At 61.5% G+C, this 21,427-nt stretch carries 22 protein-coding genes; 12 read left to right on the top strand and 10 right to left on the bottom strand.

Features of this window, described 5'->3' with window-relative positions; genetic code table 11:
• Positions 1-46: 46 nt before the first annotated feature.
• Positions 47-424, top strand: a complete 378-nt coding sequence (locus M1L53_RS01935; RefSeq protein WP_003943112.1) for a glyoxalase/bleomycin resistance/extradiol dioxygenase family protein — start codon at positions 47-49, stop codon at positions 422-424.
• Here the strand turns inward: M1L53_RS01935 and M1L53_RS01930 are convergent.
• Entirely contained in the window at positions 412-2,028 is a 1,617-nt protein-coding gene (locus M1L53_RS01930; protein WP_054188310.1) for an AraC family transcriptional regulator, read from the bottom strand. The genes M1L53_RS01935 and M1L53_RS01930 overlap by 13 nt on opposite strands.
• A 105-nt stretch (positions 2,029-2,133) precedes the next feature.
• Between M1L53_RS01930 and fepB the strand changes: the two genes are divergently transcribed.
• The 5 genes from fepB to M1L53_RS01905 are packed head-to-tail and all read left to right on the top strand — an operon-like array spanning position 2,134 to position 6,963.
• Entirely contained in the window at positions 2,134-3,147 is a 1,014-nt protein-coding gene (fepB, locus tag M1L53_RS01925) for a Fe2+-enterobactin ABC transporter substrate-binding protein (RefSeq protein ID WP_054188309.1), read from the top strand.
• Positions 3,148-3,151: 4 nt separating this feature from the next.
• On the top strand, positions 3,152-4,198 hold the full coding sequence (locus M1L53_RS01920) for an iron ABC transporter permease (RefSeq protein ID WP_232319081.1): 1,047 nt from the start codon (positions 3,152-3,154) through the stop codon (positions 4,196-4,198).
• Complete coding sequence (locus M1L53_RS01915; protein ID WP_083471228.1) at positions 4,195-5,250, top strand: iron chelate uptake ABC transporter family permease subunit; 1,056 nt, start codon at positions 4,195-4,197, stop codon at positions 5,248-5,250. Before M1L53_RS01920 ends, M1L53_RS01915 begins: the two co-directional genes overlap by 4 nt.
• A 24-nt stretch (positions 5,251-5,274) precedes the next feature.
• Positions 5,275-6,099, top strand: a complete 825-nt coding sequence (locus M1L53_RS01910) for an ABC transporter ATP-binding protein (RefSeq protein ID WP_054188307.1) — start codon at positions 5,275-5,277, stop codon at positions 6,097-6,099.
• 21 nt (positions 6,100-6,120) lie between these two features.
• Entirely contained in the window at positions 6,121-6,963 is an 843-nt protein-coding gene (locus tag M1L53_RS01905; protein WP_054188306.1) for a siderophore-interacting protein, read from the top strand.
• Positions 6,964-6,980: 17 nt separating this feature from the next.
• Here M1L53_RS01905 and M1L53_RS01900 read toward each other — a convergent pair whose 3' ends face one another.
• Positions 6,981-8,330 (bottom strand): lipase family protein, encoded by a 1,350-nt coding sequence (locus M1L53_RS01900; protein ID WP_030537416.1) that lies wholly within the window; start codon positions 8,328-8,330, stop codon positions 6,981-6,983.
• Between the two features lie 293 nt (positions 8,331-8,623).
• On the opposite strand from M1L53_RS01900, the gene M1L53_RS01895 reads away from it, so the two are divergent.
• Entirely contained in the window at positions 8,624-9,265 is a 642-nt protein-coding gene (locus M1L53_RS01895) for a TetR/AcrR family transcriptional regulator (RefSeq protein WP_261949198.1), read from the top strand.
• 82 nt (positions 9,266-9,347) lie between these two features.
• Here M1L53_RS01895 and M1L53_RS01890 read toward each other — a convergent pair whose 3' ends face one another.
• From M1L53_RS01890 to M1L53_RS01870, 5 genes are all read right to left on the bottom strand, one after another.
• Positions 9,348-10,085, bottom strand: a complete 738-nt coding sequence (locus M1L53_RS01890) for an SDR family oxidoreductase (RefSeq protein ID WP_054188305.1) — start codon at positions 10,083-10,085, stop codon at positions 9,348-9,350.
• Positions 10,082-11,557 (bottom strand): aldehyde dehydrogenase, encoded by a 1,476-nt coding sequence (locus tag M1L53_RS01885; RefSeq protein WP_054188304.1) that lies wholly within the window; start codon positions 11,555-11,557, stop codon positions 10,082-10,084. Before M1L53_RS01885 ends, M1L53_RS01890 begins: the two co-directional genes overlap by 4 nt.
• Before the next feature lie 133 nt (positions 11,558-11,690).
• Positions 11,691-12,875 (bottom strand): winged helix DNA-binding domain-containing protein, encoded by a 1,185-nt coding sequence (locus tag M1L53_RS01880; RefSeq protein ID WP_054188303.1) that lies wholly within the window; start codon positions 12,873-12,875, stop codon positions 11,691-11,693.
• On the bottom strand, positions 12,875-13,516 hold the full coding sequence (locus M1L53_RS01875; RefSeq protein ID WP_054188302.1) for a histidine phosphatase family protein: 642 nt from the start codon (positions 13,514-13,516) through the stop codon (positions 12,875-12,877). The genes M1L53_RS01880 and M1L53_RS01875 overlap by 1 nt, the downstream gene beginning before the upstream one ends.
• 14 nt (positions 13,517-13,530) lie before the next feature.
• Complete coding sequence (locus M1L53_RS01870; protein ID WP_054188301.1) at positions 13,531-14,937, bottom strand: FAD-binding oxidoreductase; 1,407 nt, start codon at positions 14,935-14,937, stop codon at positions 13,531-13,533.
• A 140-nt stretch (positions 14,938-15,077) separates the two neighbouring features.
• Here M1L53_RS01870 and M1L53_RS01865 point away from each other — a divergent pair, with 140 nt between their 5' ends.
• Positions 15,078-15,977, top strand: a complete 900-nt coding sequence (locus M1L53_RS01865) for a LysR family transcriptional regulator (RefSeq protein ID WP_054188300.1) — start codon at positions 15,078-15,080, stop codon at positions 15,975-15,977.
• A 22-nt stretch (positions 15,978-15,999) separates the two neighbouring features.
• Here the strand turns inward: M1L53_RS01865 and M1L53_RS01860 are convergent, their stop codons facing one another.
• Entirely contained in the window at positions 16,000-17,079 is a 1,080-nt protein-coding gene (locus M1L53_RS01860; protein ID WP_232319080.1) for a helix-turn-helix domain-containing protein, read from the bottom strand.
• A 9-nt stretch (positions 17,080-17,088) separates the two neighbouring features.
• Positions 17,089-18,060 (bottom strand): alpha/beta hydrolase, encoded by a 972-nt coding sequence (locus tag M1L53_RS01855; RefSeq protein ID WP_007735725.1) that lies wholly within the window; start codon positions 18,058-18,060, stop codon positions 17,089-17,091.
• A gap of 93 nt (positions 18,061-18,153) precedes the next feature.
• Between M1L53_RS01855 and M1L53_RS01850 the strand changes: the two genes are divergently transcribed.
• The 3 genes from M1L53_RS01850 to M1L53_RS01840 all read left to right on the top strand — a co-directional run bounded on the left by M1L53_RS01850 (position 18,154) and on the right by M1L53_RS01840 (position 20,615).
• Positions 18,154-18,747, top strand: a complete 594-nt coding sequence (locus M1L53_RS01850; protein WP_054188299.1) for a hypothetical protein — start codon at positions 18,154-18,156, stop codon at positions 18,745-18,747.
• A 161-nt stretch (positions 18,748-18,908) separates the two neighbouring features.
• Positions 18,909-19,337, top strand: a complete 429-nt coding sequence (locus M1L53_RS01845; protein WP_007735729.1) for a YciI family protein — start codon at positions 18,909-18,911, stop codon at positions 19,335-19,337.
• Positions 19,338-19,340: 3 nt separating this feature from the next.
• The gene (locus tag M1L53_RS01840; RefSeq protein ID WP_054188298.1) at positions 19,341-20,615 is read left to right on the top strand and encodes an RNA polymerase sigma factor; all 1,275 of its coding nucleotides are present in this window, start codon (positions 19,341-19,343) and stop codon (positions 20,613-20,615) included.
• A gap of 30 nt (positions 20,616-20,645) precedes the next feature.
• On the opposite strand, the gene M1L53_RS01835 is transcribed toward M1L53_RS01840, so the two are convergent.
• Positions 20,646-21,059, bottom strand: a complete 414-nt coding sequence (locus M1L53_RS01835) for a hypothetical protein (protein WP_003942828.1) — start codon at positions 21,057-21,059, stop codon at positions 20,646-20,648.
• Positions 21,060-21,213: 154 nt separating this feature from the next.
• Between M1L53_RS01835 and M1L53_RS01830 the strand changes: the two genes are divergently transcribed.
• The gene (locus M1L53_RS01830) at positions 21,214-21,384 is read left to right on the top strand and encodes a hypothetical protein (RefSeq protein WP_007735738.1); all 171 of its coding nucleotides are present in this window, start codon (positions 21,214-21,216) and stop codon (positions 21,382-21,384) included.
• Positions 21,385-21,427 lie beyond the last annotated feature (43 nt).

Raw genomic sequence — 21,427 nt, 5'->3', positions numbered from 1 at the left:
ATACTGTATGCACTGCATAAGGTTTATCGATCATGGGAGGCCCACGATGAAAATCACCAGCACTGCTCTGTCCTTGAACGTCGCCGACACCGACGCATCGGCAGACTTCGCGAAAACCCATTTCGGTTTCACCGAGGCCATGGCCGATGACGGCTTCGTTTCCCTGAATCATCCGGATGCCGGGGTCAACGTGGTCTTCCTGCGCACCGGGCTCGGGACGTTCAAGCCCGACTTCGTCGCAGGTCCGGCCGGTCAAGGCTTGCTCATTGCATTCGTGGTCGACGATGTCGACGCCGAGTTCGCCCGCATCGCTGCTGAAGGTGCCTCCGTCGTCACCGAACCGGAGACGGAACCGTGGGGTGAGCGTTACTGCCAGTTCGTCGACCCCAACGGAATCGTGTGGCAACTCGTTCAGTGGGTGTGAAGAACCCGAGCGCTCGGCTCCGCGGCGCGCGGCACAGAACGTAACCAGAGGGCGCGTTCGACGGACTGGGCTTGGAAGCGCTGCGGTGAGATCCCGTGCGCAGTGCGAAACGCTCGGCTGAATGCGGGCAGGTGCGCGTAACCCAGGTTCCTCGACACCGTGCCGGGTGCAACCCCGAGTTGGAGTTGGGTGCGTGCCTGGGTCATCCGTGAAAGCGATCGCCACTGCGGATACGTGGTGCCGGTTTCGATACGGAACTCCCGGCGCAGCCTGGCCGCGTCAGTACCGAACTCTTGCGCCCACTCGCCCAGAGTGCGAGGGTCGGCCGGCCGGGCGGCGATCGTCGCTGCCAGTCGTGTGGCAATCGAATCGGCGGGCGAGGTGTTCGAAACCGGTTGTGCAAGAGGGCCGGTGGCGATGATGTCGAATGCTGCGGAACTGTCGTGGCCGTGCGGGCGCAAGGGCGTGTATGCGGCGACGAAAGTGTGCAGCAATGCCAACTCGTCAGCGGGGGAGAACTGCACGGTCTCGAGGGCGTCGGCAGATACGGTCGACCCGTTCGAGGAACGGAAGCCGAGCGGCAGAAGCAGTGAACCAGTCGGAACCGTGACGGTATTGAGGACGCCTGCAGGAAGAATCATGGCCTTTCCGGTGCGCAGTTCCCAACTGCGGTCCGCGACGTCCACCCGGGCTTGGCCTCGGTAGACCCACACGGCGACGTGGGCGCCGTTGACGCGCGGCCACGTCGCATTGGCCGGTATCGGCGGCGTTGTTTCCCCGGGCTGCCTGGGCTCTGCGAGCATGCGGACCAATGCTTGATCGTTGTCGGTGTCCACGCTGCGATCGGTTGGACCGGAGAGGGCCCGGCGGCGATAGTCGCTCGGGCTCTCTCCCATCTGGGACCGGAACGCACGCGTGAATCCGCTGCCCGTTTCGAAGCCGACTTCGTTTGCAATCCAACCGATCTCGCGGTCCTGCTTCAGGTACTCCAACGACGCGGCGATCCGAGCTCGAAGCCGCCAGCGCGTGAAGGTGAGGCCGGTTTCTTCCACGAAGTATCGCTGGAGCGTTCGAATGCTGATCCCGGCACGCTTCGCGAATTGTGCCTCGGTGTCGTCGGTGCCAGGTGTTCGCAACAGGGCGTGCGCGATCTCGAACGCTTCCCGTGATTGCGGCAATTGCGGCAGCGAGGTGGCCCCGTCGTCGGCCCGGGTAATCATTTCGAACAAGGACGACGGGTGTGCAGCGTCGCCGCGCAGATAGCCCAGGTTGTGAACGAACTCGTGGATCAGTCTGTCTTCCCATCCGGGCGGAACGCGCAGACGCGTCACGGTAGCCGGCCCGGCGCTGACGCCGTTCGAGGGCGGAAGCAGGATGGGAAACGCGACGGATTCCGAGTCCGTCTCCATCGAATATCGCACGCCCGCCGGGATCCACAGCAACTCGCCTGCCGGCACCTCGTAGACGGTCGATCCGGTCCTGACGCGTCCACTGCCTGCGAGAACCCAGAACAACAGGGGTGAGCGGCCGATGCTTGGCTCGGTGCGGCAGGCGCGGATCGGCCCCAAGTCGATTGCGTCCGACCTTCCCGATAGTGGTAACACGTTGGCGCTCCTGGACAACCCTTGCGACTTAAGTATGGCTAACTTTACCTCTGCCGACTGCGTTCGCAGCGGCGCACTCTCGTATCTTCAGAAAGCCACATACTCATGCGCAGATCTCTACGCCCGACGGCGGCAGTACTCGCCGCGGTCGTCGCCCTCGCTCTTGCCGGCTGCTCGAATTCGTCAGGTAGTGACACCGGAACCGAGGGCACCCAGGAAACCTCCGGGGCCACCGAGGGCTGGCCGCGCACCGTCGATCACGGCGGCCGCAGTACCGAGATCACTGCAAAGCCGACTCGGATCGTGTCCACCTCGCCGTCGTTGACCGGCACGCTGCTTGCGATCGGAGCGCCGGTGGTCGCGAGTGCGGCGACAACGCCGTCGGGAATGACCGATGACCAGGGGTTTTTCTCCCAGTGGTCGGGCGTGGCGGCTGATCGTGGCGTCGCGGTGCTCTACCGAAATCTCGAGCTGGACCTCGACGCGATCGAGACCTTCGAGCCCGATCTGATCATCGGCTCCGCTAACGGCGGCGACTCGACACTCGATGCCTACTCACAGCTGAGCGACATCGCACCCACTGTTCTTCTCGACTACGGCGCCAGCTCCTGGGAGGAGCTCGCTGATCAGCTCGGGGCTGTCACCGGACTCGAGAGCGAGGCCGCCAAAACCGTCGACGAATACGACAGCTGGGTCACCACCCAAGCCGCGAAGATCAAACTTCCCGAGCAGCCGGTGACGGCACTGGTCTACATGGGTGCCGACGGTGTCTGGACGTTCCGAGCGGACAGCCCGCAGGGCAATCTGCTGGCCTCGCTCGGCTTCACCTATGCCGAGCCCGCCGAGCAGTTTGTCGCTCCGGACAAGCGGGGTGCCTCCGGCGTCGCGATCGTCAGCTCCGAAAACATGTCTGCCGCACTAGACGGGGCGCAGACGCTGTTTGCCGTCTCGATGGGGCCCAAGGACGTGGAGAAGCAACTCGCGGCCGACCCGCTCCTTGCGAATCAACCTGCGGTCAAGGGTTATCGGGTATACGCGATGGGAACGGCAGCCTTCCGTCTCGACTACTTCAGTGCAAAGCAGACGGTCGAGTCGCTGGTGTCCACGTTCGGTGGATGACCGCGTGGGTGTTTCTGTGCAGTCCCGGACCGAAGCGCCACTGCGGTCCGGGACGGCCGCGCGTGCGGGGTTGTTGGTCCTCGTCTCCATCGTTGTAATCGTGCTGGCATCCGTCGGCGGACTCGTCATCGGCTCACGCAACATCCCCGTCTCCACTGTCCTCGATGCAGTTCTTTCCTACGACGCCGGTAACAACGAGCACCTGATTGTGATCGAATCACGTTTGCCTCGAACAATTCTCGGGCTTGTGGTCGGGGCCGCGCTCGGTCTTGCCGGCGCGCTGATGCAGTCGATCACCCGCAACCCTCTGGCCGATCCGGGACTACTCGGTGTGAACGCCGGAGCATCAGCAGCAGTCGTGATTGCGATTGCCTATCTGGGGGTGACTTCGGTCGGCGGCTATCTGTGGTTCGCGCTTGTCGGCGCGGCCGTTGCCTCGGTAGGTGTGTACATGTTGGGGTCGGCGCATCGCAGCGCCGCGACCCCAGCGCGCATGGCGCTTGCCGGTGCGGCTGTTGCGACGGCGATCACGGCTCTTACCAGCATGGTTCTCATCAGCAACGAGGCCGCATTCAATCAGTTCCGATTTTGGGCAGTGGGTTCGTTGCAAGGCCGCGGCGGAGACGTGATCGTCACTGTTCTGCCCTTCGTCATCGTCGGTATCGTGTTGTCGTTGTTGCTGATTCGTCCACTCAACGCAATCGCGCTCGGCGAGGATGTCGCCAAAGGGCTCGGTGCCAGCACCGGACCCGCACGGGTCGGATCCGCTGTCGCAGTCATTCTGCTGGCAGGGGCCGCAACTGCGGCGGCTGGACCGCTCGGATTCGTGGGCCTGGCTGCGCCGCACATCGTGCGCGGCGTCGTCGGGCCGGATCTGCGATTTCTTCTGCCGTGCGTGCTCGTTGTCGCCCCGGCATTTCTGCTCTTGGCCGACGTTCTCGGTCGCGTTGCCACCGCGCCGGGAGATCTGCAGACGGGGATCGCCGTGGCGGTGCTCGGTGGACCCTTGTTTGTTGCGCTCGTTCGCTCGCGTCGGGTGGCGTCGCTGTGAACGCGATTGCGGCGCAGCCGGTTCCACCGCTGTTCCGCGGCTGGGTGGTTCGACTCGGGCCGTACTCGTGGCGGATAGTTCCGCGAGTGCTGTTCGTAGCCGTGACAATCAGTGCGGCATTGGCGGCGCTCTCGTTTGCCACGCTGATGTACGGAACCTTGGATCTGTCCTTGGGGGATGTGTGGCGTGCCCTGCACGGCGAAGGCACCCCAGCGGCGGTTCGGTCCGTCCAGAATCGCCGACTGCCTCGACTGATCACGGCGATCGGTGTGGGCGGAAGCCTCGGTGTGGCCGGCGCGGTTTTCCAGACGCTTTCGCGCAATGTTCTCGGCTCGCCGGACATCATCGGTTTCACCACCGGCGCTGCGACTGCAGCCGTGGTTCAGATCGTCTTCTTCGGAGGCGGGGTACTGCAGACCGCGGGCGCCGCTGTTCTCGGCGGCATGCTGACGGCGCTTCTGGTGTACGCGCTGGCACGCAAAGACGGAGTCAGCGGCGGTCTTCGACTCGTCCTGGTCGGTATCGGCGTGGGCGCGATGCTGAGCGCCGTGATGTCGTTCCTGGTGGTGCGTGCGGATATCGACGACGCCACCGTTGTGCAGCAGTGGACGGCCGGCTCGCTGACCGGGCGCGGTTGGCCACACGCGGTCAGTGTTGCCATCGCCGTCGGTGTTCTCGTTCCTGCTCTCGTCGTGGTGTCCCGGCGCGTCACCATGATGGAGATGGGCGACGACGCAGCGTCCTCGCTCGGGATCTCCGCGGAGCGATACCGATTTGCCGGCATTCTGCTTGCGGTCGCGCTCACCGGCGCGGCGACCGCGGCCACCGGCCCCATCGCATTTGTGGCGCTCGCCGCTCCCCAGATCGCACGACGGTTGGCACGGCGCAGCGGTGTTCTTGTCGCGACTTCCTTCCTGCTCGGCGCAGTTCTGCTGGCGGGCGCCGACTTGATCGCGCAAGCGGTCGAGGTCGGTCTCCGCACTCCGGTCGGTCTCGTCACCAGTCTGCTCGGTGGTGCCTATCTGATCTGGCTGCTCGCTCGTCAGGCCTGAAAAAACTCGCTACGAAAGAGATTCATGACTACTGCCACCCCAACATCGCGGCTGCGCGCCGAGAAGATCAAACTACGGTACGCCGATCGAACCATCGTGGACGAGTTGAGTCTCGAGATCCCCGATGGCGGGTTCACCGTCGTCGTCGGACCGAACGGGTGTGGCAAGTCGACATTGTTGCGTGCGCTCGGCAGAATGCTCACACCTCGATCGGGTCGTGTTGTGCTCGACGGTAACGATATTCGGTCCTATCGAACCAAAGAAGTCGCCCGGCGAATCGCCCTGTTGCCACAGTCCCCGCTCTCGCCTGGAGCGATCAGTGTCGCAGACCTCGTATCCCGCGGCCGATATCCGTATCAGAGCATGCTGCGCCAGTGGTCACCCGAAGACGAGCATGTTGTCTCCGAGGCCCTGAATGAAGTCGGAATGCGATATGCAGCAGACCAATTGGTGGACGAGCTGAGTGGGGGACAACGTCAGCGGGTATGGATCGCCATGACGCTTGCGCAGCGCACCCCGGTGTTGTTGCTCGACGAACCGACCACCTTTCTCGACATCGCACACCAGATCGAGGTTCTCGACCTCTGTTTCCAACTCCACCAGTCCGGTCGAACATTGGTCGCGGTCCTGCACGACCTGAACCTCGCGGCCAGATATGCCACGCACGTAGTTGCCATGCGGTCCGGAAAAATTGTCATGCAGGGCAGTGCCTCGGACGTCTTCACCCCTGAGTTACTGCGCGAAGTCTTCGACCTCGAGGCGCTGGTTCTCGAAGACCCGGAAACCGGACGGCCACTTGTTGTTCCGCGTGATCGAAGACCTGTCAGTCAGCTACCCGTCCACAACTGAACCACCGATCAGGAGATATCAATGACTACCGCATCTCGACCTGAAGAAACTGAAACGTCTGCGTCGGCAAAGGCGCCACGCGGAGAAGACCACGACCGCGGTCTCAACGACGTGGTTGCCGTCGTCGAACGCGTCGAACGGCCGACCGAGAGCATCTTGCGCATCGCCGTCCAGTTGACTTCGTCGGCGGACGACCCGAATTGGTTGCGGCCCAACGTCGCATTTCGCATCCAGCTCGGTCCGCACTACGACGACGTCTCTCGTGTCTACACGGTGCGCACCTTCGATGCGTCGAGCGGTTCGATGACCTTCGACGTAGTGCTGCACGGTCACACCAGCCCTATGATGCGCTGGGCCGACGACCGTCGTGTGGGTGACACGTTCTCGCTCACCGGTCCTCGCCCGCACTTCCTCGTTCCCGAGATCGCTGGTCGCCGCGTCGCACTTTTCGCCGACGACACCGCGATACCTGCCCTCTATTCGATTCTGCTTCAGTGGCCCGAGGGACTGACCGGCGTCGGCTGGGTCGCCACCGGTGACGCCGAGGCTTTCGCGGAACTGCCCGTGATCCCCGGCCTCGAGCTGCACCATGTCGAAGATGGACTCGCCGAGTACGCCCTCGAACTCGATAACCCAGGAGACTACGCGGTGTGGGGTGCCGGGGAACGGGACGAGATGCGAGCCATTCGAGCGCATTTCCGTAAGACAGTCGGCCTGGCGAAGGACGATGTAGTTGTCTTCGGGTACTGGAAGCGAGGGGTCAGCACTACCGAGATAGATCAGAACCGACTTCGGAACTACACGAGCATCCTCGAAAACGGCGGCACGCTCGCAGACATCGACGATCTGGCAATCGGTATCTGATGCGACTGTTGGATTTGTCAGCCCGCCGCGTGTTCTTCCGGCGCCAGGGAATTGCCCGGTGCGATGTTCGAGCAGTTGTTCGGCAACTGACTTCCGTTGAAACGGTCGTTGAGCCAGGTGATGGCGCCGGGGAGCCACAGCGCGCCACCCGGAACGTGACTGATGGTGTCGTACTGGTCGTACTGGATGGACAAACCTGCGTCGCAATAGCGAGTGGCGAGTGAGCGGACGTCCCCGGCAACCATGACTCCGTCGCCAGGGCCGACGCCCGGTCCACCTGGCTGGGTGCCCTCGAGGGCTCCGTTTGCGGCTTGAGCGATGAACATCGGGATGGTGGGTATCGGCGCGTTGCCCATGTTGATCTTGTTGGCGACGTCGACGTACTCGGGCACCGAGTTGGGGTTCGCATACTCTGGTTTGGCAAGGTCCTGCCAGGTCACCCCCGGGTACTGCAGGATGACGTTCCCGATCGAGGCATCCTCGATCCGAGGTAGGAGTTCGCGTCCGCGATCGCCGAGATACGGATCGAAATCTATGTCGTAGGCACGGGCAAGTCCGACGACTGCCATCCCGACAACGCCTGCCCAACCGATGCTTCCGTTTGCGTACCGGAGGTTGTTTGCCGGGTTGACCAACAGACCACCCTGGGCGGCGCCGATCAGGTCCTCGTTGATGTCCGGGGCGTAGTCCGGAGCGAGGATGGACGCCCAGTTGGTGGCGATTGCTCCACCCGAGTATCCCATCAGACCGATCTCGGCTGAGTCGGAAATACCTGTCTCGGGAGTGTTGCGAGCGGCACGGAGGGAGTCGAGAGTCATCATTCCGTATTCGGGTCCCGCCGCGAAGTCCGCGTTCGGGCCCTCGGTGTCGGGAATGACGACGGTGTAGCCCAGCGCCAGTAGAGGACCGAACATGACGGCTTCGCCGGAAGCGAGAGTCCCGCCGAAGGCGACATTGCGCCCGCTGGCGGTAAGGCTGCCGATCGGGGTGTCCCCCGCGATTGCTCGTGACGGCCCGTCTTCCGGGTTCAGTGAATCGTAGGCCGACTGGAACGAGACAACTTTGTCCGGCTGGGCATTGGGTGGTCGAAGAATCGATGTGACATTCGCAGACGGCCGGCCGAGAGCGTCGGTCGACCGGTACAACACCTGTACGGCTTGCAACGGGGTAGGAATGTTGACGACGTGATAGGGCAAGGTTCTCGTTTTGAGCACGGCCCCAGGCTGATACGACGACAGCGGTGCCGAACCGTCGTACTGATAGAAGGAATCCGCCGACGGTTGCGCGGCGACAGTAGGTGCTGTGATGCCTGTGAGTGCAATGGCTGTCAGCGCCACCGCTCCCTGAAAGAGAATCTTTGATGCCACGATCGACCCTTCGGTTTCGTATGTCTCTCGGTACTTGACGGGCTGGTGTGATGACGACCACACGCTATCTTACTTTTGAGTAATAAACGAGAGGCTTGCGCTGGTTGTTTGAATCATGCATGAACGCAATGTGATTGAGATCTTTGAAGCGGCCTTGATAATTCTGCTCAGGATGCCATGTGTACGATACGACTAGTAGCTGTCGCGACGAGCTGCTGCCTTGGGCTGTTCCGGGTCGTCCGATTCCGGGAAATGTTCTGTGCTGCACGGTCTTGAAGGACGAAGGAGTGGACATGGGTAAGCGCGCTCCCGATGACGGCGTGTTTCGAGACTCGGCCGGCGCCCAGGCTGGACTGCTCACTCCTCCGAGCGGTGCACGTAGCGAGGCGGCCCACGAGAAGGGCCTTCGGTCAGCGGAAGCGCTTCTGAAATCCGGGGGAATGAAGGCGGCGACCATCGATGCGATCTCCGAGCAATCGGGCGTCAGCAAAGTAACGCTGTATCGGCACTGGCCGTCGCGGCAGGCGATCGCCGCTGAAGCGTTCGGTGTGCTCATGGCCCGGCACTTGACGTTTCCGGAGACCAACAGTGCGCAAGACGATTTGAACGATTACCTCGAGGACATCGGAAGGTTCTACCGAGGTCCACTCGGGTCGATCTTTGCCGAACTTGTCGGCGCGTGTGCCAACGACCCGACGACGGCTGCATACTTCCGTACCTTCTTCCTCGACGAACGTCGTCGCGGCTTCGCCGAACTGATTCGACGATGTGTTGAGTCCGGATACTTCCGCGACGACATCGAGATCGAGGAAGCGATCGATCTCTTCTTCGGTCCCTTGATCTACCGGATGTTGGTGGGGCACGCGAGTATCGACGACAACACGGTGCGCTCGATCATCGATCATGCAGTTCGTGGACTCCGGAACGGTGTCTAAACGGGATATTCGCTGAAATCCTTTGTGCTGGAGAGGGTACTGCCCTCTCCAGCGTTGCGCGATGTGTGTCAACTCGGCACTGTCAGCTGAGCATTTTCAGCACGTTCTGGTATTCACCGTTGATCTCGGCATGACGAAGTGGCTTGGCCGCTTCGACCACAATCTCTGTGGCGTTGTCGTCAGCTTTCAGTAGAGCAATGGTTTCTTCGATGTAATCATCAAGGGGTAGAGCCGATTCCGAGTTCTCCTGGTTCATCAGTGTGGTGCGGACGCCCGGTGGGATGAGTTCGATGCACTGGATCGAAGTATCGGCGAGTTGAACGCGCATGCTCTCGGTGAAGAGATGAACGGCAGCTTTCGTGGCGTTGTACGTGGGCGTGATGGGAAGTGGGACGAAGCCGACGGCGGATGACACAGTGACGATGGTGGCGGTCGGCTTCGTCAACAGATGCGGAATGAACTGGCCGACCAGTCGAATAGTCCCGAGTAGGTTCGTCGTGATCGTTCGTTCGGCGACGTCGAGGAAGTCCGGGTTCTTCAGGTCCTCCGGGTACATGATTCCCGACATCGTCACAAGGACGTTCAGATCGGGAAAGTCCTCCGTTACGGATTCATACGCCGTTCGAATGGATTTCGGGTCGTCTACGTCGATGACGACGGTACTGATCTTCGGATGCTTGCTCGAGATCTCTTGCAGCAGAGTGGATCGCCGTCCACCGATGATTACCTTGTTCCCCTCGTTCTGCAATGCCACTGCAAGTGCGAGCCCGATACCGGAGGTTCCGCCGGCAATGAAGATGGTATTTCCCGAGATATTCAATGTGTGTTTCCTTGGTTTGTCGTGGGCGTCGACGTGGCGACAGTGATGGATTTGAGTTGGGTGTATTCGTTGAGCGTCTCGAGGCAGAACTCTCGCCCGAGACCGCTTTCCTTGAATCCGCCGAAGGGGACGCCGCCTCCCAGATTGAAGTACTGATTGATCCAGACGCAGCCCGCATCGAGACGGTCCGCGGTTTCCATGGCGTTCTTCAGGTTCGAGGTATAGATCCCAGCAGCGAGTCCGTATGGAGTGTCGTTGGCTTCTGTGATCACTTGCTCGTAATTGTTCCACTTGAGGACGCACAAAACAGGTCCGAAGATTTCGTCCTGCGCAATTCGCATCGAGTTCGTGACCTCCAGAATTGTCGGTTCGACGAAGTTTCCGGCTTCGAATCCCGGCACTACCGTTCGTTTGCCGCCGGTAAGTACCTGTGCGCCTTCTTCGATTCCGGAATTGATCATCGAGATCACACGATTGGCATGTTCCTTGTGGATCAATCCACTCAGTTCGGTGTCTTCACTCAGAGGTGGCCCGACTCGCAACGATCGGAATGCGGCGACGAGTTTTTCCACGAAGGCGTCGTAGATATCCTCGTGGATGAACAGACGTGTTCCGGCTAAGCAGGATTGACCGTTGCACATCAGGACGCCGGAGGTCGCGTCTGCGACTACCGCATCGACGTCGTCGATGTCAGGAAAGACGATGCTCGGACTCTTGCCGCCGAGTTCGAGAGTGGTCGAGATCAGTCGGGATGCTGCGGCGTGTGCCACCAGCCGGCCGACTTCGGTGCTCCCGGTGAAAGCGAGTTTGCTGACTTTCGGATGACCGATCAGGGCTGCGCCGGCCTCTTCGCCGAGGCCGGGTACAACATTGAGAACGCCTTTCGGGAACACTTCGGCGGCGATCCTCGCCAGTTCCATGACTGAAACACAGGCATTTTCATCAGGTTTGAGTACGACGGTGTTTCCGGCAGCGAGAGCGGGAGCAATCTTGAATGCCGTCATCACAACGGGATCGTTCCAGGGAATGATCTGTCCGCACACGCCCAAGGGTACCCGTTTCGCAACCAGATACCCCGAGGCCAATTCGCGGCCGAAACCGTGGTGCGCCAACGAAACTGACGCAAAGTATCGTAGGTGCGACACTGCGGCCCGATAGTCTTCTCGCATCTCCCTGATGTGTCGCCCGGTGTCCATGCACTCGAGTTGGGCAAGCTCTTCAGTTCGTTCCTCCACCAGTGCGGCAAACTGCAAGATTTGTGCGGACCGTTCTTCGGTCGTCAGGCCTGCCCACGCCGGAAATGCCCGTCCGGCGGCTTCGACCGCATCATTGATTTCTTCTGCCCCGCATCGGGACAGTGAGGCGAGCAGAGCGCCGGAAGCGGCGTCACGCGCCTCGAAGGTGGATGTGCCGATGGCTCGGAACGCTCCATCGATGTACGCACCGTATTCACGAACTGCTTGACCTTCCATGGATCCTCCTAGATCGGTCAATCGGTGAAGTTCGAAGTGTACTGTACGTTTCGTACACTTGTCGATGGTTGCCTTGCCGCGCATGGATGGCGTTAGCAGAAAGAACAGCTAGAACAGTGTTCTGGTCACATCGTCAAGGCGTGGCTCCAGCAATTTCAGCCGCCTGCTTCATAGCCCGTGAGACGTACCCCGTGCCGATTCTGACGCCGCCCAGCCACTCGGTGAGGCGCGCCGCCTCGGCATCGAGAGAACGTCGCGCAGACGCTGACACGGTCTCGAGCAATCGGACGTGCACCACACCGGTTTCATCTTGGATCCAGCACCCCACGACGCGACCGTCGACCCAAGCGGTGGTGCCGGCATTACCGCGGGTGTCGAAGAGTTGGTTGCGGTGCGGGCCGAGGTAGAAGTCACGGTTCTTCCACCCCATGATCGTCGGGTCGAGCACCGGTAGGAGTGCCACCCAAGGACCTGGATCAGGCACCGTGGCGACGTCATCCGGTAGCAACCAGCCGGTGTCGCCTCCGTCGAGTGAGACTGCAACGGCGTCGAGTTCGGCGAGGGCGGCCCGGACGACCGTCTTCGTCGAGCCCAGCCACCAGACGATGTCGTCTTCCGTGCCCGGTCCGAAGGTGTAGAGCCAACGGCGGACTATTTCTCGATAGCCGTCTGCAGATTCGAGATCGACGGGGGCGTCGTCGAGCCAGTGTCGAGTGAGAGTCCACAGTGGGCGTGAGACGGGGAAGCGGGCGGTGTTGGTGCCGCGCATGATGTCTGCGGTCGCCCCGAGATGCGTGAGAACCCTGGGTGCCGACCAGATTTCACCTGCCGAACCCTCGACCTTGACGTCTATCATCGGCACGGCCTGACGAATCTCTACCGCTGAAAGCCCTTCAGGCCTATCGGTGAGCAACTTCAGCACTTCCGTCCGTGCGCGATCGAGCCAGTCGTTGCCGTCGACGGCGAGTCCGGCCTTGACGACATCCTTGGCCATTCGTGCCCGCTCGGTGTTCGCGACGCGGGCGGACGCACTCGACCACGCGGCCGGCAGCAAGTCGCGGGGAAAGGTGAAGAGTGTGCGGCGCATTGCCAATTGCTTCACGAGACTGCGTTGGTCGTACAGGGCGCGGTCGACGTCGGCGGCGTCCACGGACCGAACCCTCGCCCAGCAAGACAGATAGACCGTCGCTGACTCGGTGGCGTGCAGTACCGTCATCGCCCGCGTGGCAGCTTCCGGCGAATCGACGTGAAACATTGGCTCCAGCGCATGACGTACTCCTATGCGAGCACGGCGTTCGTCGTCGGAGACATGGCGCATCAGGCCATCGTGCCACAGTCCAGGTGCGTCGTATCAGCTAGTTGCACGAGGGTTCGGTTGCGCCAGTAGTCGTCGTGTCGGAGATGTGTGATTGCACCCGGGGTGGTCGCGAAGGTCGCAAATCCTGCGGCTTCGACGGGAATCTGTAGCCAGGCGGAGACGACGAATGTGTGTGCAAAGCCGTGGGTTACGACGATGTGATCGTGATCGAGATCGTCCATCAGTTCGCACATGCACTCGTGAACCCTTGATGCGATGTCGCGGCGGGTCTCGGCACCGGCAACGGGGCCACGGTGATCGAGGCGGTTGTTGTCAGGGGCCGGGACCTGCCGCTGGGCCAGCCACGAGTTCGGGCGTCCTTCGGCTTCGCCGAAGCTGATTTCGCGCAATCGTGAATCCGTTGTCGCCGGAGCATCGAGTGTCCGGGCGATGATCGTGGATGTCTCGGTGCAACGATTGAGGTCGGACGAGGTGATGCGGACCGGGCGCGAAGTTCCTGTGCGTCGTCGTTTCAGTGCTTCGGCGATCAAACCTGCATCGCGCCGACCAGCGGGGGTGAGAACCGAATTGTGCCAACCGCCGACTACGTCCTGCGCTGTGTGTTCGGCATGAGGATGAGTGACGACGTAAAGATCCTGCACGAGACCCCTTTTGCTTATCCGACTTTTTCCGGCAACAGTATTCCAGGATTGAGGATTCCACGGGGATCCCAGGAGGATTTGATCAACTGCATTGCGGCAATGTCGGTTTCAGTGCGCCCCAGCGATATCCACGGCGACTTCGCGCGGCCTATCCCGTGCTCGGCGCTGATGCTTCCATGGTGGGCGGCGACGAGTCGGAACACCGTATCGGTCAGTTCGTGTGCGACCCTCGGCTCGGCATCCAGAAGGTTCACATGAATGTTTCCGTCGGCGAAGTGCCCGAACAGGATTGGCCGCACGAGGGGGAATCGTTGTGCCAGGCTTTCTCGGAGGTTGTCGATGAACATTCCCATCACGGACAAGGGGACGGAGATGTCGAGCTTGACTACCGGCGTCGTCGACGACGCGCTGATGCTTTCGGTATGGCTTTCTCGCAGAGTCCACAGTTTTCGAGCGGGCCCAGGCTCGACCGTCGCGTCCTCGATGAGGTCGGCAGAGTCGGAGAGTACTTCGAGGAGCGACTCTTCCGTTTCGCGCGGTGATGACACCTCGATGAGTGTGTACATCGGTGAAGGGGTGCCGAACGGGCGACGGGCATCGGTGTGTGCGCAGACGAGGGAGATGCCGTCGTCGGTCATGATCTCGGCGGCTTCGACGGTCAATCCGCTCTGACGCACGCGATTACACAAAAGTAGCGCTTGATCGACGTCGCGCACACCCGCGAGCACGACCTGGGTGTCGGTCGCCGGGGTGACCAGCTTCATCAGGACCTTGGTGATGACTGCGAGCGTTCCCTCACTGCCGGCGAGAAGTCCTGGAATGTCGTATCCGACATTGTCTTTGACGAGTGGAGTCCATCTACTCAGTACCGAACCGTCCGCGAGCACGGCTTCGATACCGAGTATCTGTGCGCGTGTATTTCCGTATCGGACCATGCGCGTCCCACCGGCGTTGGTTGCGACGATGCCGCCGAGTGTCGCGGATTCCTTTGATGCCAAATCGATTCCGAAGCGGAGACCGTGTGCCGATGCCGCCAGGTCGGCGCGAGCAACGGTCACGCCGGCGCCGGCTGCGATTGTCCGACCGATGGGGTCGACGGCTTCGATCGTCTCCAGACGTCTGGTACTCAGCACCACGGACCCAGTCGAGGCGATTCCACCACCGACCAGTCCGGTGTTGCCGCCTTGCGGTGTGACGGGAACCCCCGCGTCGAAGCATGCTCGAAGAACCGCAGACACTTCGGAAGTGTTGCCGGGGCGGATGACCGCGATCGCGTCGCCGATCCAACGTCCCGTCCAGTCACGTGTGTAGCCCTCGATCAGTTCGGGATCGGTAAGGACATGCGTGTGGCCGACGATCTCTGCGAGGGCGTCGAGAAGCCTCGCGTCTGTTGCAGGTTCAGTGAGTGCTCGGGGATTCATGTGCAACCTTGTGATCGTTCGGGTGACAATTTTCGGGAGACAGACGGTGGATCAACGTGAACTCGATCCTCCGACCTCAGGTGATGCCGTGTCCAAGACCAAGTAGTGACACCACCATCTGTTTTTCTTATAATCGCCGTATGAACCTGCAGCGTGCCCGTTATCTGATCGCTCTGTCGGATCATGGGAGCTTCACTCGAGCCGCTGCGAACGTCCACGTTGCGCAATCGGCCCTCAGTCAGCAGATCAAGGTTCTCGAGCGCGAACTCGGAGTTCCGCTGGTGGATCGTCGGGGTCCGCAGTTCACCTTCACGGAAGCCGGCAAGGTGGCGGTACGAGAGGCGCGCTTTTTGATCGGGTGTGCGGACCGGGCGGTCGAACGAATTCGGTTGGCCGCGCGCGGTGTGGACGGAGAACTGCGCATCGCGTACACCCGTTCGTGGGCGGGCGGCGCAGTCGCGGATCTGGTCAGCACCTATCGAAGGCTCTACCCGGGCGTCGAAGTTGTCGTTCATCGTGGCACTTCGGCGCAGACTGTCGACCTCGTCCGAACCGGAGCCGTCGACATCGCGGTTGTTCGCCCGCCGCTCGATGAAGATGATCGAGAACTTCCCCTGATCGTCCTCGATACCGAACCTATCCTGGTCGCTGTTCCCGTGGATCATCCGTTCGGAGATCGAGCGACGCTCGAACTCGGAGATCTGGTGGACGTCCCCGTTGTGTTCTGGCCGGAGGCCAACGCCCCGGGGATGTATTTGCGTACGCTCGAACAACTTTGGCCAAACGGGGCGCCCAGCATCGTTCGATTCGAGGCCGACGACGAGCAGGTGCTGCATGCCGTCTCGGACGGGGTGGGTATTGCGCCGATCCCCCAGGGCAGAGCGCGGATGCTCCGCATCCCGGGTGTCCATCTATGTGAGATCGCCGGTGAGCAACCAACTCTCGACGTGGCAGTGACCTACCGCCCGGATAATCCGAATCCGGCGCTTGCGCCGTTTGTTGCGCTCGCTCAACGCGAAAGATCGTCAACCACTGCGTAGTGCCTGTGATGCGCGGTGGGTCCTATCCGCCATCGAGGACCAGCATCATGGCCGTTGCGCGTGCTCGGTTCTCGATGGAATCGACGTGGAATCCGACGTGCTGGGACAGTTTCGCCAATCGGTGCGCGACGCTGCTGTGGTGAAGATGCATGGAATCTGCTGCGGCCCTCAAGGTTCCGGACTGCAGGTATGACCTCAAGGTTTCGAGTAGTTCTAACCCCTGTTTGGTATCGCCGATCTCTTCGGCACGAACCAGATCCGGTATTCGCGAGTGATCGATGTGTGGTCCCGGCGCCAAGAGGTTGAGGGCGCCGAGATCGTCGGCGTTCACGATCGGTGTTGTTGCCGACGCCTGTGTACGAGCGAATCGTGCAGTGCTCAGTATTGTGCTCACTTCGGAAGCGGGAGCAGTCAAAGATATTCCGGCGCGAATGAATGACGACAGCGCGGCCTCGGACAGCTCGGGTGTCGCCGCGAACGAACCCGTCACGAGATTCAGATACTCGCCGTCAGCGTCTATCCCAGTGGCTTTGCCAGGTTTGTAATCTGGCGAAATGACGAGGTGTGCAGTGCCGTCGGCCGTGTCTGAGACTGCCTTGGTTGCCATTACACGGACTGGGGTTTGGGGTGCGATACCGAGACCGGCGCAGGAGGTGAGCACCGCGAGTTCATCCATCGGGAACAACAGATTTCGAGTGTGCTCGGCTTCGGTAGGCAGGCGTCGCGGTTGCAGAATTATCGCTGCGGTCAGGGCCATCCGGTCGACGAGCATTTCGTCGAGTGGCAAGCTGGCCCCGGGTCGTTCGATCCATACCGTTCCGAGAACCTCGTCGTCTACGGCAATGTTTCTGGTCATGCTCGGTGGGAGCTGAGGATCGGGTGACCAGCGGCCGCGCGGATCGCAACGGCGCAAATTCTTCTTGCTTCTGCCGCGCTCGACGATCTCGATACCCACGACGCAGTCCGCCAACTGCGCGCTCGCACGAAGCAAAGACGCGGTGTCGGAGCCGTGCCGCACGAGGGCGTCGAAGTAATCGATGACACGTACCAGGCCTGCCGAGTCTGCATCGAGCTCGGCAAGCCGGTACATCAGTCCTTGCATCTCGCAACGCTACGAGACCGGCGAGAGCGAACGCAACCCTCTCCTGAGCGCAGTGAGGGCTTCGGCGGCACCTCTTTCGCTGACCGCGGCGGTCGCGACCAGTGCCGACCCGTGAAAGGTTCCGGGGAAGGAGTGCAATTCGACGCTGACTCCCGCTTGCAGCAGCCGAAGGGCGTATTCGATTCCTTCGTCGCGGAGCGGGTCGAGTTCCATGGTGGACAGGTAGGTCGGCGGCAGGCCGGTGAGGTCGGTAGCCCGGGACGGCGCAGCGTAAATGGACACGTCAGGATCTTCGGGACCGGAATACGACTCGCCGAGATAGTACTTCCACGACAGGATGGCGTTAGGGCGGTGCCACAAGGGGGTGTCGACGAAGTTCGTCATCGAGACCGTCGCCAGGCGGTCGTCGAGTTCAGGGATTTCGAGGAATTGGAAGGCCACGGGCACAACGCCCTCGTCACGGGCTTTGAGGACAGTGCCTGCGGCCAGTCCACCGCCTGCGCTCTGCCCTCCCACTGCGATGCGGCGTGGATCGACCCCCAGCTCCTCGGCATGGGCGTGGATGTAGAGGAGTGCGGCGTAGCAGTCGTCGACGGGGCCGGGGAAGGGGGTTTCGGGGGCGAGGCGGTACTCCACGTTCGCAACGGCGAATCCGAGTTCCCGCGCCACCTCGACGCAAAATGGATCGCTGGATTCTGCGGTGCCGATTGCGAATCCGCCGCCATGGATCCAGAGCAGAACGGGGACAGGGCCGGCAGTGTTGTCCGGGGTGAAGAAACGAATCGTGACCTCCGGATCGCCGTCCAGGCCGGGTGCCGACAGTTCACGAAGCGAGACTCCGTCGAATGACAGGTCGGCCAACATGGTGCCGACCAGAGCGTCGTAGGTGGCCCGTGCGTTGGGGAGGTCAGCGAAGTCCACCTTCGGGAGCATGGTGAGTGCCGCGGCGAGTTCGGGGTCGAGAGTCGGGAATGTTGTCATGCACCCATCATCGAGCCTGATTGTGGCCTACGTCACCAGCGGATTGTAGGAAATCGGAGAGTCTCCCTCCGACACCCGTCGGATCTCCCTAGGATGACGCCGGTGGACAGGGTACATCTCGGGGTGGGTTCGAGCGATTCGAAAAGTGGGGCACGGATTGGTGGACGACCTCCGCAGGTTTTCGCTGGTCAGGCGATTCTGCGGTCGCACGAGTACCTTCTGACGCTCGAGGCACACACGGCGCCGTGGCTCGGCGTGCGAGAGCTTTCGATCTTCATCCGTCGAGGTTTCTCCATCGGCGACGACGACCTCGAATACCCGGACATCGGGGTTAGGGCAGTCCTGCACTTGCCGTCGTCACGAAGTGCGGAATCGGCGGGCAGCCATGCGGGCCTTGGCAGCGCGGCGTTGATCAGGATTCCCTCGGACGACGAGGTGATGCCGTTGGTGTTGATAGCTCCGCAACCGGTGCTCATTCAGAACGAACCGTCCTACGCCGATGCCGTCGAGGCGGATGGACACAGCTTCCTGTTCCAGATCAACGAAGAGGGGTGGCCGGTGGTTGCTGAGTCCCACCCCGATTTCGTAGAGGAGTACCTATTCGGTTACGGGTCGGTGTATTTCTACGGGAGCTCTGACGCGACCGGGCTCGTTCGCGAAGTTGTGCCGGGATTTCTCGACTTCTGACCGGCCCGACGGCCCGTCCGCCGATACCGTGGGCAGCGTATCGCGACCGGCGGTTATGTCCTCGGAAAAATTGTTTCGGAAGTTTGTCGATCGGTGAGTGCGCCGTTCGACGTGTAAGCAGAGGGACCGAACAGAGCGGTCCACGAACGAAGGAGATTCTCATGAAGTACATGCTGATCATGCGTTCCACCGATGAGGCTATCGAAGCATCCAAGGACATGGACTTCGACGAGATCATCGCGGCGATGGGGCAGTACAACGAGTCCCTGATCAAGGCAGGTGTCTTGCTGGCCGGTGAGGGACTGGCGATGGAGGAGGGATTCATCGTCGATTTCGAGTCCGATCCTCCGCTGGTCTCCGACGGCCCGTACGGGGAGACGAAGGAGTTGTTCTCGGGATTCTGGATCATTCAGACGTCGACCAAAGACGAAGCCTTGGAATGGGCGAAGCGCTGCCCGCTCGGGCCGGGAAGCAAGCTCGAGGTACGCCGCGTGAGCGAGATGTCGGACTTCGATCAGGACAACGAGTACATCCAGAAAGAGGCCGGCTGGCGTGAAGAGCTCGGTACCGATCGTCCGGTCGCAGGCTGAACCATGACCGACGAGGCGGTGCGAGAAGAAACGAGAAAGGCTGTCGACGCGGTCTGGCGTATCGAATCCGCGAAGATTGTCGCCACGTTGACTCGCACCGTCGGAGATCTTGATCTCGCCGAGGATCTGGCCGCGCAGGCTCTGCTCGAAGCCGTCGAGCAGTGGCCCGCGACGGGGGTTCCGAGAAACCCCGCTGCCTGGCTGACATCTGTGGCGACACGACGAGCAATCGACGGGTGGCGACGACGTGAGAGGTTGGACGAGCGCTACGCCCACTTTGCGCGTGAACTCGAGAACGACGCTTCACATTTCGACGACGTCAGCTGGGATCCGGACCGCATCGACGACGATGTCCTTCGTCTGATGTTCATCGCCTGCCATCCCGTGTTGAATCGAAAAGCGCAGGTGGCGTTGACGCTTCGAGTGGTGGGCGGTTTGACCACGGAAGAGATTGCGAAAGCGTTCCTCACGCCGACGGCGACGGTGCAGCAGCGGATAGTCCGCGCGAAGAAGGCGCTGACCGCCTCGAAAGCGGTTTTCGAAGTTCCAGGGCGAGAAGAGTTTTCGAGCAGATTGAGCGCCGTCCTCGGAGTGCTGTACCTGGTGTTCAACGAAGGCTATGCAGCCAGTTCCGGGGACGAGTGGATGCGGGCGGAGCTCAGTGCTGAGGCTCTGCGGCTCGCGCGAATACTCGCCGAATTGGTCCCCAGGGAGTCCGAGGTACACGGCCTTGTCGCATTGATGGAGCTGACAGCCTCGAGATTCGGCGCTCGGACAACCTCGACCGGTGAGCCCATCCTGCTGGCTGACCAGGATCGGACGAGGTGGGATCGCCTACAGATCTCGCGTGGGCTTGCCGCGCTGGAACGAGCTGACGCCGTCGGGCGTGGACGAGGCCCGTACGGCCTGCAGGCGGCGATTGCCGAATGTCATGCGCGAGCAGCAACTTTCGAAGACACCGATTGGAAGAAAATAGTCATCCTCTATGAGGCTCTGGCGCAACTGGCGCCATCGCCCGTGGTCGACCTCAATCATGCGGCGGCGGTATTCATGGCATACGGTCCTGGCCCTGCGCTCGAATTCGTCGACAAGCTTGTCGCTTCAGGTGAACTGGCCGACTACCACCTGCTTCCCAGCGTTCGGGGGGAGTTGCTCAGTCAGCTCGGCCGATCCGAGGAGGCTAGAACCGAACTCCTCGAAGCGGCTCGTCTGGCCGGGAACGAGCGTGAGCGCGCTATGCTGGTCGCGAAAGCAGATGCGCTGCTGCCGGATCGGTAGTGACGCGATTGTTAGTCGCGCGATTGATAGTCAGGGCTGAGTCGGATCATCATTCGGCACCATGGGCGGCATCCCGACTCCGTAGGGATCGAGCATGTCCGATACACGTCGACCCCACCGTTCATGCGCGGACTGACGGGTCATTCCGGCAGCGCGGCCGATGGTTGACCATGTTGCGCCGAATCTACGCAGGCTCATGACGCTTGCCGTCGAATCGATACCCGCGGCGAGCTGAATCCGGAAACAGGCCAACTGCCACGCCATCTGACGCTGCGCCGGGATGTCGGTGTCCTGTTCTGCCTCCCACTCAGGGCTACCAGGTAAAGGATCTGTTCCGACAATCTTGTCTGCCTGAGTGCCGGCCTCGGTGATCGCGGCGTTGACCGTGGTGATCGCGGCGGTCTCGATCTTCGCAGTCAGGGCGCGTTCGATCAGGTCTTCCATGAGAAGTTCTCCTTTCGTCAGGACCAGCCTGACAGGCGCTCTTGAATTCTGTCAAGAGTTCCCTGACGGACTTCGAGTTTAATTAATGCACGATTTATTTGTGTACTATCTAAATAGTCTCCGGTTCTGTTGACCGCCGTCGAAGGGGTTGCTGGTGAAAATCGTGGTTTTGTCGTTCCTGGTGGCGTTGACTTTGATGACGGTCGGGATCATCGCCGCGCGCAACCGCAGCACTCGACCTGCCGTGACCGGGGCAGTTACTGCGGCGTCAACGGTTCTCGCTGCCGCCTGGACACTTTTTGCCGTGGCCTTCGTATTGGCCTGATCGTGCTGCAGTGCCGGTGCGCCGGTAGTGGTGGTGAAGGAAC

This window comes from Rhodococcus sp. T9N (assembly GCF_024436645.1).
In the GTDB taxonomy this organism is placed as follows: domain Bacteria; phylum Actinomycetota; class Actinomycetes; order Mycobacteriales; family Mycobacteriaceae; genus Rhodococcus_F; species Rhodococcus_F qingshengii.
The sequence above is the reverse complement of the archived record's forward strand: the minus strand, read 5'-3'. Positions and strand labels throughout refer to the sequence as shown.

Coding starts and splice junctions, on each gene's coding strand:
- M1L53_RS01855 (WP_007735725.1), bottom strand. CDS start 18,060: ATGACAACATTCCCGACTCTCGACCCCGAACTCGCCGCGGCACTCACC.
- M1L53_RS01835 (WP_003942828.1), bottom strand. CDS start 21,059: ATGGAAGACCTGATCGAACGCGCCCTGACTGCGAAGATCGAGACCGCC.
- M1L53_RS01845 (WP_007735729.1), top strand. CDS start 18,909: ATGAAGTACATGCTGATCATGCGTTCCACCGATGAGGCTATCGAAGCA.
- M1L53_RS01850 (WP_054188299.1), top strand. CDS start 18,154: ATGACGCCGGTGGACAGGGTACATCTCGGGGTGGGTTCGAGCGATTCG.
- M1L53_RS01935 (WP_003943112.1), top strand. CDS start 47: ATGAAAATCACCAGCACTGCTCTGTCCTTGAACGTCGCCGACACCGAC.
- M1L53_RS01840 (WP_054188298.1), top strand. CDS start 19,341: ATGACCGACGAGGCGGTGCGAGAAGAAACGAGAAAGGCTGTCGACGCG.
- M1L53_RS01860 (WP_232319080.1), bottom strand. CDS start 17,079: ATGCAAGGACTGATGTACCGGCTTGCCGAGCTCGATGCAGACTCGGCA.
- M1L53_RS01905 (WP_054188306.1), top strand. CDS start 6,121: ATGACTACCGCATCTCGACCTGAAGAAACTGAAACGTCTGCGTCGGCA.
- M1L53_RS01870 (WP_054188301.1), bottom strand. CDS start 14,937: ATGAATCCCCGAGCACTCACTGAACCTGCAACAGACGCGAGGCTTCTC.
- M1L53_RS01910 (WP_054188307.1), top strand. CDS start 5,275: ATGACTACTGCCACCCCAACATCGCGGCTGCGCGCCGAGAAGATCAAA.
- fepB (WP_054188309.1), top strand. CDS start 2,134: ATGCGCAGATCTCTACGCCCGACGGCGGCAGTACTCGCCGCGGTCGTC.
- M1L53_RS01885 (WP_054188304.1), bottom strand. CDS start 11,557: ATGGAAGGTCAAGCAGTTCGTGAATACGGTGCGTACATCGATGGAGCG.
- M1L53_RS01880 (WP_054188303.1), bottom strand. CDS start 12,875: ATGCGCCATGTCTCCGACGACGAACGCCGTGCTCGCATAGGAGTACGT.
- M1L53_RS01895 (WP_261949198.1), top strand. CDS start 8,624: ATGGGTAAGCGCGCTCCCGATGACGGCGTGTTTCGAGACTCGGCCGGC.
- M1L53_RS01865 (WP_054188300.1), top strand. CDS start 15,078: ATGAACCTGCAGCGTGCCCGTTATCTGATCGCTCTGTCGGATCATGGG.